Below are 9007 nucleotides of genomic sequence, written 5' to 3' on the forward strand. Positions count from 1 at the left end.
GCGCAGCTGACCGGCAGCCGCCGGGCCCTCCAGGAGGCGCTCGGGCAGGCCGACCTCCCCGCGACCGCCGAGGTGCTGGGCCCCGTGCGCCTCGCGAACGCCGGCGCCCCGCCGCGTCGCCCGGTCGTCGAGGGTGAGCCCGAGCGAGCCCCCGCCGACCACCACGTGCTCGCGCGGGTGCCCGCCTCCGAGACGCAGTCGCTGACCCGGGCCCTGCTCGCGCTCAAGGCGTTCCGTTCGGCGCGCAAGGAGACCGACGTCGTGGCGGTGCGGGTCGACCCGCTCGACATGTTCTGACCGGTCCTGCGTCGTCGCGGCGTGGCCGTGACAGAGTGACGGCATGCCCGATCGCGAGCTCGACATCGTCCTCTACGGGGCCACCGGCTTCGTCGGGGCCCTGACCGCCGCCCACCTCGCCCAGCATGCTGGACCCGGCATGCGGATCGCCCTCGCAGGGCGTTCGCGGTCCAAGCTCGAGGCCCTCCGGATCGAGCTGGGTCCGGCGGCGTCGTCGTGGGAGCTCGTCGCGGTCGACRCGAGCGATGCGCCGGGTCTGCGCGGTTTGGCGGGGCGCACCCGTGTCCTCGCCACGACGGTCGGTCCCTATGCGACCCATGGCAAGGAGGTCGCACGGGCCTGTGCCGACTCCGGGACGCACTACGCCGACCTGACCGGAGAGCTGCTCTTCGTCCGGTGGTCGCTCGACGAGCTCGACGCCCGGGCCCGCGAGACCGGGGCGGCCATCGTGCACGCCTGCGGCTTCGACTCCATCCCGTCCGACCTCGGCGTGCTCACCACGGCCCAACGGGTCGCCGCGGACCGGGAGGGCACCTTGGCCGAGACAACCCTCCTCGTCCGGTCGCTCAAGGGCGGCTTCTCCGGTGGGACCATCGACTCGGCCCGGCAGCAGGCCATCACCGCTCGTGCCGATGACCGAGCCCGAGCGGTTCTCGGTGACCCGTATGCGCTCAGCCCCCGGCGTTCCGAGGAGCCCTCGTCGGGCCGACGGCGGCCCGCCGGGGTCGCCGGAGTCGTGGACCGGCTGCGCCGACTCGTGCCGGTCGACCGTGACCCGGCCACGGGCCGGTGGACCGGGCCCTTCGTCATGGCGTCGTTCAACACCCGCATCGTGCGACTGTCCAACACCCTGACCGACTGGTCCTACGGACGCGACCTGCGCTACCGCGAGGCGAGCGACTTCGGGTCGGGTCCGATGTCCCCGGTGATGGCCGGTGGCATGGCCGTGGGTCTCGGCGGCGTCGTGGCCGGCATGGCATACCGGCCGACCCGTGCCGTTCTCGACCGTTTCCTGCCCAAGCCCGGCGAGGGCCCGAGCCCCGAGACGCAGGCCACCGGGCGCTTCCGCATGGACATCCACGCCACCACAAGCACCGGCGCGCGCTACCGCACCCGCGTCGGGGCCGACTACGACCCCGGCTACGGCGGCACGGCGGTGATGTTCGGTCAGACGGCACTCGCCCTCGCGCTCGACGACGGGCTTCCCCGACGGGTCGGGGTCTGCACACCAGCCACGGCGCTCGGGGAGGGCCTCGTCGAGCGGCTGCGCGCGCAGGGGTTCACCTTCGACGTCGAGCGCGACGACCGGTTCGAACGAGCCACGGCAACACTGGAGCGCACCACCTGAGCGCAACATCGGACAGGAGGCACGGCATGGGACGCATCGAGGTGCACGAGTTCATCTCGCTCGACGGGGTCTACGAGAACCCCAGCTGGACGGCGGAGTTCCCCTTCGACCCCCGAATGGGCGAGGCGATCGGCCGGCTCACCGGCCCGGGCTCCGAGCTCCTCCTCGGGCGGCGGACCTACGAGATGTTCGCGCCGGCGTGGTCGGCGCGCACCGACGACGAGCCGGGCGCGTCGTTCTTCAACGGCGCGCGCAAGAACGTCGTCTCGGCCACCCTGCGCGATCCCGACTGGAACAACTCCCGCGTCATCGGGTCCTACGACGCGGACCTCATCCGTCGGCTGCGCGACGAGGTCGAGGGGTCGCTCTACGTCAGCGGCAGCGGGACGCTCGTGCGGGCCCTGCTGCGGGACGGGCTCGTCGACGGCCTGCACCTGTTCGTCTTCCCCGTGGTCCTCGGCGCGGGGGAGCGGCTCTTCACCGACGAGGCCGTCTGGGGCCTGCGCCTCACGGAGACGCAGGCGTACGACAGCGGCGTGGTGCACCTGGCGTACAGCCAGTCCTGAACCCTTGCGTTCCACCCGAAGGGAACTGCGCACTCGACCGGAGGCGTGAGTCGAGTGCTCATTTTCCGACGTGGGGAACTGGGCACTCGACTGTGGGTGGGAGTCGAGTGCTCATTTTCCGACGTGGGGAACTGGGCACTCGACGGGGGCTCGCTGACCCCCAAAGGGATGCTTGACGGTGGAGCCCGCGGGACGGCATACTCCCAAACATGTCTTTGGAGGATGAGCGGATCAGCGAGCTCCGCGCCACCGCCCACCCGCTGCGGCTGCAGATGCTCTCCCTGCTGACGGGCGCCGAGCTGAGTGCGGCGGAGGTCGCCCGCGAGCTGGGCGTCACCCAGGCGAACGCGAGCTACCACCTCAGGTTCCTGCTCGACGCGGGACTGCTCGTGATCGCGGGGGAGGAGCGGGTCCGCGGCGGCCGCGCGAAGAAGTACCGGCACCCGTGGGACGCCCAGAGCTCGCCGGACGCGCCGCCCGCCAGCGAGGCCGACAAGCTGGCCTACGCACGGGTCCTCGCCGACGCGATCCCACGCCGCTTCGCGGAACGGGAGCAGGGCGAGAAGTCGCACTTCACGGATGCTGACCTGTGGGTGGACCCGGAGGTCTGGCAGCGCGTCGTCGAGCTCGTCACGGACGCGAGCCGCCTGCTCCACGCCGGCGCCCGACCACCGCGGACCGAGGGCACCGTCCGCGCCAACCTCTCCATCGCCGCCTTCCGGCTCACGGGGGAGAAACGTCTCTCATGAAGCTCCGACAGTCGCTCGGCGCCCTGGGAGACCGCCGGTTCGCGTGGTACTTCACGGCTCGATCGGTCTCGACCGCGGGTTCGGTCATGGTGCCCGTGGCGCTCGCCTTCGCCGTGCTGCACATCGACTCCTCCGCCAGTGCGCTCGCGCAGGTGCTGGGCGTCCGCACCCTGACGATGGTGGTCTTCCTGCTCGTCGGCGGCGTGGTCGCCGACCGCTTCTCGCGCATCGTCGTGCTCCAGGTCTCGCACGTGCTGACCTGCCTCACCCAGGCGCTCGCGGCACATCTCATCATCAGCGGTGACGCGACGCTGACGCAGCTGACCGTCATCGAGGGGGTCAACGGCGCCGTGTCGGCGTTCACGATGCCGGCGATGATGGGCATCGTCCCGCTCGTCRTCGACCGGTCCCGGCTCCAGCAGGCCAACGCACTGCTGTCGTTCAGCCGCAGCGGGCTCGCCATCATCGGACCTGCACTGGCGGGGGTGCTCGTCGTGAGCGTCGGCCCGGGCTGGGCGCTCGCCGTCGACGCGATGACCTATGCCGTCGCCATCGTCTGTCTCGCCCGCGTCGGGCTGCCGCGTCGCTCGGACGAGGCTGGAGCCCCGCGCCACTCGATGGTGCGTGAGCTGCGGGAGGGGTGGAGCGAGTTCCGCCGGCGCGAGTGGCTGTGGGTCGTCGTGCTCGCCTTCGGGCTGACCAACGCCATCCACTCCGGCGTCATCGGGGTGCTCGGGCCCCTGATCGCCACGTCGACCGCGTCGATCGGCGAGGCAGGCTGGGGTCTGGTGCTGAGCGCCGAGGCCGTCGGCACAGTCCTCATGACGCTCGTCATGCTGCGGCTACGGCTCCGGCACCCCTTGCGTGCGGGCATGATCGCCATCTGCGTGCTCGCCGTGCCCATGGTGCTGCTCGGGGTGGCCCCCGCACTGGTGCCCGTCGCCGTCGGGTTCTTCCTCGCCGGGGCCGCCGTCGAGGTCTTCGGTGTCGGGTGGAGCACCGCCCTGCACGAGCACGTCCCCGTCTCGGTGCTGTCGCGCGTCTCGAGCTACGACGCGTTGGGGTCCTTCGTCGCGATCCCCATCGGCACGTTCCTCTACGGGTGGCTCGCGACGACCGTCGACACGGAGACCCTGATGATCGTCAGCGCCGGCGTCTACGTCGTGATCTCGCTGTCCGCGCTGCTGTCGCGGTCGGTCCGCGAGCTCGGCCGGACGGTCGAGGAGCCTGCCGGTGAGCCGGCAGACGAGCCCCTCGACGCGTCCCGTCCCGGCGTCAGCGAGTGACGCCGTTGTGCGCTGCAAACACCTTCTGCAGGTCGGCCGAGTCGACGAGGGTGGGGCTGGACGACGACTGGTTGCCCCACCCGTAGGCGTATTCCATCACCGGTGAGGGCACGAGCCGGTGCCACTCGGCCAACATGGCGGACATCTGCGCCGCAGTGGGGAGGCGGTAGTAGCCCCCCGACAGCCGCTCCTGGCCGAAGGCCTGGAAGACCGGCACGATCGCCGCCTGGGGGATCCCGGCGTCCAGCGCAGCCACGACCTTGTCAGTGATCTTGCGCACCGGGCACGTCGGGGACGCGGTCGAGCAGGGGTAGGGGTCGAGACCGACGAGGTCGACATGGCTGTTGGCCGGGCTGAACGCGCTGTAGTCCGTCGTCCGGGACAGGACGATGAAGGACTTCTGGCTCCCGGCGGTTCGTGAGCGGATGTAGTCCGCCCGGCTCCGGAGCGCCGCGGCGCCCCCAGGGCAGTCCGAGACGTGGGGCTCGTCCGAGAGGTAGTAGCCGAAGACCTTGGGGCTGGAGGCGAGCTGGTCCACCGTCGCGCGGAAGGCCGCGTCCGCCACCGTCGGGCACTTCTGGCCCAGCCAGACCAGGCCTGTGACGCCGTCGGGCAGGGAGGCGACCGTCGATGCCCCGGTGTCGAAGACGTCGAACCCCAACGCTGACGGTGCCGTCGACCCGTGCAGGTTCGTGATGAAGTGCTTGGTCGTGGGCGACACGGCCTGACCGCTCGGGGCGGCCCCGATGACGAACACGGCGGCCAGCGAGATCAGGGCGACGAGCACGCGGACGACGGGTCGTCGCCGCTCTCGCCAGCGCCGGCCGGCCGCCGCACCGGCGGCGGTCACGGGGTGGCTGGTCCTGTCATGCATCGGGTGCTCGCTCTCGGTTGGTTCGGCCCCCTGTCGCAGACGGGGCGAACATCCTGTTCGAACCCGTTGGAGAGACTCTAGGGGATTTGTCCAGCTCGTGCTCGGCCGCGGTCGGGGCACCGCACCGCGTCCCCCTAGGATTGACGGTGCCTGCCCAGCCCAGTTCTGAGGACCTCACATCGTGTCGATCAAGGACATCCGACTCTTCGGCGACCCGGTCCTGCGCACCCCTGCCGCCGAGGTCACCGACTTCGACAAGCAGCTGCGCGTGCTGGTCAAGGACCTCGAGGACACCATGCTCGACGCCCCGGGTGCCGGTCTGGCGGCACCGCAGATCGGCGTCGGACTGCGCGTCTTCACCTACTGGGTCGACGGCGCGCTGGGACACCTCGTCAACCCGGTGCTCGACCTGTCGACCGACGAGCAGGACGGCCCCGAGGGCTGCCTGTCGATCCCGGGTCTGGCGTTCGAGACCACGCGTGCCCTGTCGGTCGTGGCCAAAGGGCAGAACATGCACGGCGAGCCCGTCGTCCTCGAGGGCAGCCACCTCCTCGCGCGCTGCGTGCAGCACGAGACGGACCACCTCGACGGCATCCTCTTCGTCGACCGGCTCGACCCCGAGGCGCGTCGCGAGGCCATGCACGCGATCCGCGAGGCCGAGTGGTTCGCGGACAACCCGCCCGAGGTGCGGATCAGCCCGCACTCCACCTTCGGCCGGGCGATGTGAGATGAGAGTCGTCTTCGCAGGCACCCCCGAGGCGGCGGTGCCCAGCCTCGATGCCGTCGCGGCCTCAGGGCACGAGCTCGTCGGCGTCGTCACGCGCCCCGACGCGCCGTCGGGCCGCGGCCGGCGTCTCGAGGCCTCGCCGGTCCGGCGTCGCGCCGAGGAGCTCGGCGTGCCGGTGCTGACCCCGTCGCGCGTCAAGGACCCGGACTTCCTCCGAGCCCTGTCCGCGCTCGCGCCGGACGCGTGCCCCGTCGTGGCCTACGGCAACCTCATCCCGGTGGAGGCGCTCGCGATCCCGCGGCTCGGCTGGATCAACCTGCACTTCTCACTCCTGCCCGCCTGGCGCGGGGCCGCCCCGGTCCAGCACGCGATCATGGCCGGCGACGAGGTGACCGGCGCCTCGACCTTCGTCATCGAGCGAGGACTCGACACCGGGCCCGTCCTCGGCGTCATGACCGAGGCGATCCGTCCGACCGACACGGCGGGCGACCTGCTCGACCGACTCTCCGGCGCCGGGGCGGGGCTGCTCGTCGCCACCCTCGACGGGCTCGAGTCGGGCGATCTCGTGGCGGTGCCGCAGCCGTCCGAGGGGGTCTCGCTCGCCCCCAAGATCGAGGTGGACGACGCCCGCATCGTGTGGACCCGGCCGGCGACCGCGGTCGAGCGGCTCGTGCGAGGMTGCACCCCGGCGCCCGGTGCGTGGACCACGTTCCGCGGCGAGCGACTCAAGGTGTCGCCGCTGGCGGTCGCCGCGCCCGGCGACGCCCCGGCCACCGCCGAGCCAATGGGCGCCGGAGACCTCGTCGTCACGAAGAAGGCCGTCTTCGTCGGCACCGGAACGGGGCCAGTGCGTCTGGGCACGGTGCAGGCACACGGCAAGAAGCCGATGCCGGCCGCAGACTGGGCTCGCGGCACGCGCGTCGAGGCAGGAGAGCGGGTCGGCGATGAGTGACGAGCGACGAAGCGGTGGAGGCGGCGACCGCGGCCGCGGTTCTGGCGGCGACGGGCGGCGGGGAGAGCGTCAGCGGCCGCCGGCACGTGAGCGCTCGGCCCGACACCGTTCGGAGCAGCGACCGGCCGAGCGTGCCCGTCGCACCGATGCGCCGCGACTCGCGGCCTACACCGCGATGCGTGAGATTGCCGACGGCGCCTATGCCAACCTCGCGTTGCCGAAGCTGTTGCGCGACAAGCGAATCAGCGGCCGCGACGCCGGATTCGCCACTGAGCTGGTCTACGGCGCGACGCGGCTCTCCGGGCTCTACGACGCGATCATCGCGTCCGCTGCAGGTCGCCCCGTCGACAAGATCGATGCCAACGTGCTCGACACCCTGCGGCTCGGCGCGCACCAGCTGCTCGGCATGCGGGTGCCCAGCCACGCGGCGGTCGACGAGACCGTGGCTCTGGCCCGACAGGTCAACGGCGCCGGGGCTGCCGGTTTCGTCAACGCCGTCATGCGACGCATCAGCGAGCGGGACCCGGACGAATGGACCGACCTCGTCACCGAGGGTGTCCAGGACCCGGTCGAGCGCCTTGCCCTGCGCACCTCCCACCCCGTCTGGATCGCCAAGGCCCTACGGGCCGCGCTCATCGGACACGGAGCCGCTGGGCCGGGCGACGTCGAGGAGTCACTGACCGCGCTCCTCGAGAGCGACAACGACGCGGCGAAGGTCTCGCTCGTGGCACGTCCCGGGCTCGTCTCGCTCGACGAGCTCGAGGACTCCGGTGCCGAGCGTTCGGGGCTCAGCCCCGTCGGGGCGACCTTGCCCGAGGGTGACCCCGGCGCCATCGCTGCCGTCCGCGACGGCCGCGCCGCGGTGCAGGACGAGGGCTCGCAGCTGCTCGTCCTTGCTCTCGCGGCCGCGGCAGTCGAGGGTGACGCGGCGCAGCACGAGCGCTGGCTCGACCTGTGCGCCGGACCGGGAGGCAAGGCAGGCCTCCTTGCAGCCCTGGCCATTGAGCGGCGGATTCCGTTCGTGGCCAACGAGATCAGCGAACACCGCGCCGACCTCGTGTGGCAGACCCTCGCTGCGGCGCGAGTCGCCGCCCGTGACGCCGACACGAGCCTGAAGGTCCGGCACGGCGACGGGCGCGACCTCGGCGAGATCGAGCCGGGCGGTTTCAGCCGGGTGCTCATCGACGCTCCATGCACGGGGCTGGGCGCGCTGCGCCGTCGCCCCGAGGCGCGGTGGCGCCGCACGCCCGGTGACGTCGCGGCCCTCGCGGGGCTGCAGCGCGAGCTGCTGATGTCCGGCATCGACGCCACCGCATCCGGCGGGCTCGTCGGCTACGCCACGTGCAGCCCGCACCTCAACGAGACACGCTTCGTCGTCACCGACATCCTCAAGCGCCGCGACGACGTCGAGCTCGTCGATGCTCGACCGCTCTTCGTCGACGCGAACGGGCACGAGCTGGCGGGCCTCGGCGAGGGGCCGTACGTCCAGCTCTGGCCGCACGTCCACGGCACCGACGCGATGTTCTTCGCCCTGCTGCGCAAGCTCTGACCGGAGGCTCTCCGAAGGAGACTGTCCGAAAAGGGCTCGCGCGCGCCAACGCTCGGTGGGCAGGGTGGAGCCGTGACGGCATACGCGATGGACGACCTGCGGGCCCAACCCCTTCGACGAGCGGGTCGCGCGCACCTATGACGCCGGCTCGGCCCACATGTTCGAGCCCCAGCCGACCGGTTGCCGGTGACGATCGGCGACATGGCGACGAGGCGGCACCGTCGACGTCGTGAGCCAACGCTGCATGTCGCACCACGACGTGCGGGCCGAGTCGCGGGCGAGCGACGGAGACCGAGGCCTCGCGACGTGCTCGGCTTCCGCGCACCGCTACGTGTGGCCCTCGGAGCTCGACCTCGTGGCGCGGATCGCAGGCCTGGGGCTGCGCGACCGGTGGGCCGACTGGGACCGCACGCCATTCACGGCGGAGTCCGAGTCCCACGTCTCGTTCTGGGCGAAGGTCGCCGACTGACGGCGAGCGCGCGGAACTAGGCTGTGCGCGTGCAGATCTCACCGAGCATCCTCTCCGCCGACTTCGCCAACCTGGAGGCGGAGCTGGGCCGCATCGCGAACGCCGACTGGGCGCACGTCGACGTCATGGACGCCCACTTCGTCCCCAACCTCACGCTCGGTCTGCCGGTCGTCGAGGCCCTGCTCAAGGT

At 71.9% G+C, this 9007-nt stretch carries 9 protein-coding genes and 2 pseudogenes; 10 read left to right on the top strand and 1 reads right to left on the bottom strand.

Annotation, left to right across the window (positions count from 1 at the left end; translation table 11 throughout):
• The 5 genes and pseudogenes from AC1DP0_RS13145 to AC1DP0_RS13165 form a co-directional block, all read left to right on the top strand.
• A pseudogene (locus AC1DP0_RS13145) lies at positions 1–297 on the top strand (primosome assembly protein PriA); the annotation flags it as partial.
• Positions 298–340: 43 nt separating this feature from the next.
• The gene (locus AC1DP0_RS13150) at positions 341–1645 is read left to right on the top strand and encodes a saccharopine dehydrogenase family protein (protein WP_478085004.1); all 1305 of its coding nucleotides are present in this window, start codon (positions 341–343) and stop codon (positions 1643–1645) included.
• Positions 1646–1671: 26 nt separating this feature from the next.
• Entirely contained in the window at positions 1672–2211 is a 540-nt protein-coding gene (locus tag AC1DP0_RS13155; protein ID WP_478085005.1) for a dihydrofolate reductase family protein, read from the top strand.
• A 209-nt stretch (positions 2212–2420) separates the two neighbouring features.
• Positions 2421–2960, top strand: coding sequence for an ArsR/SmtB family transcription factor (locus AC1DP0_RS13160; protein WP_478085006.1), 540 nt, complete (start codon positions 2421–2423; stop codon positions 2958–2960).
• On the top strand, positions 2957–4246 hold the full coding sequence (locus tag AC1DP0_RS13165) for an MFS transporter (RefSeq protein ID WP_478085007.1): 1290 nt from the start codon (positions 2957–2959) through the stop codon (positions 4244–4246). Before AC1DP0_RS13160 ends, AC1DP0_RS13165 begins: the two co-directional genes overlap by 4 nt.
• Here AC1DP0_RS13165 and AC1DP0_RS13170 read toward each other — a convergent pair.
• Positions 4236–5120, bottom strand: a complete 885-nt coding sequence (locus tag AC1DP0_RS13170; RefSeq protein ID WP_478085008.1) for a hypothetical protein — start codon at positions 5118–5120, stop codon at positions 4236–4238. The genes AC1DP0_RS13165 and AC1DP0_RS13170 overlap by 11 nt on opposite strands.
• Positions 5121–5301: 181 nt before the next feature.
• On the opposite strand from AC1DP0_RS13170, the gene def reads away from it, so the two are divergent.
• From def to AC1DP0_RS13195, 5 genes and pseudogenes are all read left to right on the top strand, one after another.
• The gene (gene def, locus AC1DP0_RS13175; RefSeq protein ID WP_478085009.1) at positions 5302–5847 is read left to right on the top strand and encodes a peptide deformylase; all 546 of its coding nucleotides are present in this window, start codon (positions 5302–5304) and stop codon (positions 5845–5847) included.
• A 1-nt stretch (position 5848) separates the two neighbouring features.
• On the top strand, positions 5849–6799 hold the full coding sequence (gene fmt, locus AC1DP0_RS13180) for a methionyl-tRNA formyltransferase (protein WP_478085010.1): 951 nt from the start codon (positions 5849–5851) through the stop codon (positions 6797–6799).
• Positions 6792–8348 (top strand): RsmB/NOP family class I SAM-dependent RNA methyltransferase, encoded by a 1557-nt coding sequence (locus AC1DP0_RS13185; RefSeq protein ID WP_478085011.1) that lies wholly within the window; start codon positions 6792–6794, stop codon positions 8346–8348. The genes fmt and AC1DP0_RS13185 overlap by 8 nt, the downstream gene beginning before the upstream one ends.
• 229 nt (positions 8349–8577) lie before the next feature.
• On the top strand, positions 8578–8817 hold the full coding sequence (locus tag AC1DP0_RS13190) for a hypothetical protein (protein ID WP_478085012.1): 240 nt from the start codon (positions 8578–8580) through the stop codon (positions 8815–8817).
• Positions 8818–8846: 29 nt separating this feature from the next.
• Positions 8847–9007: pseudogene (locus tag AC1DP0_RS13195) on the top strand (ribulose-phosphate 3-epimerase); the annotation flags it as partial.

The sequence above is a fragment of the Terrabacter sp. P5_B1 genome (assembly GCF_056400505.1).

What these genes read in the sequence shown, in the direction of transcription:
- AC1DP0_RS13185 (WP_478085011.1), top strand. Translation starts at nt 6,792, where the DNA reads ATGAGTGACGAGCGACGAAGCGGTGGAGGCGGCGACCGCGGCCGCGGT.
- AC1DP0_RS13170 (WP_478085008.1), bottom strand. Translation starts at nt 5,120, where the DNA reads ATGCATGACAGGACCAGCCACCCCGTGACCGCCGCCGGTGCGGCGGCC.
- AC1DP0_RS13155 (WP_478085005.1), top strand. Translation starts at nt 1,672, where the DNA reads ATGGGACGCATCGAGGTGCACGAGTTCATCTCGCTCGACGGGGTCTAC.
- AC1DP0_RS13160 (WP_478085006.1), top strand. Translation starts at nt 2,421, where the DNA reads ATGTCTTTGGAGGATGAGCGGATCAGCGAGCTCCGCGCCACCGCCCAC.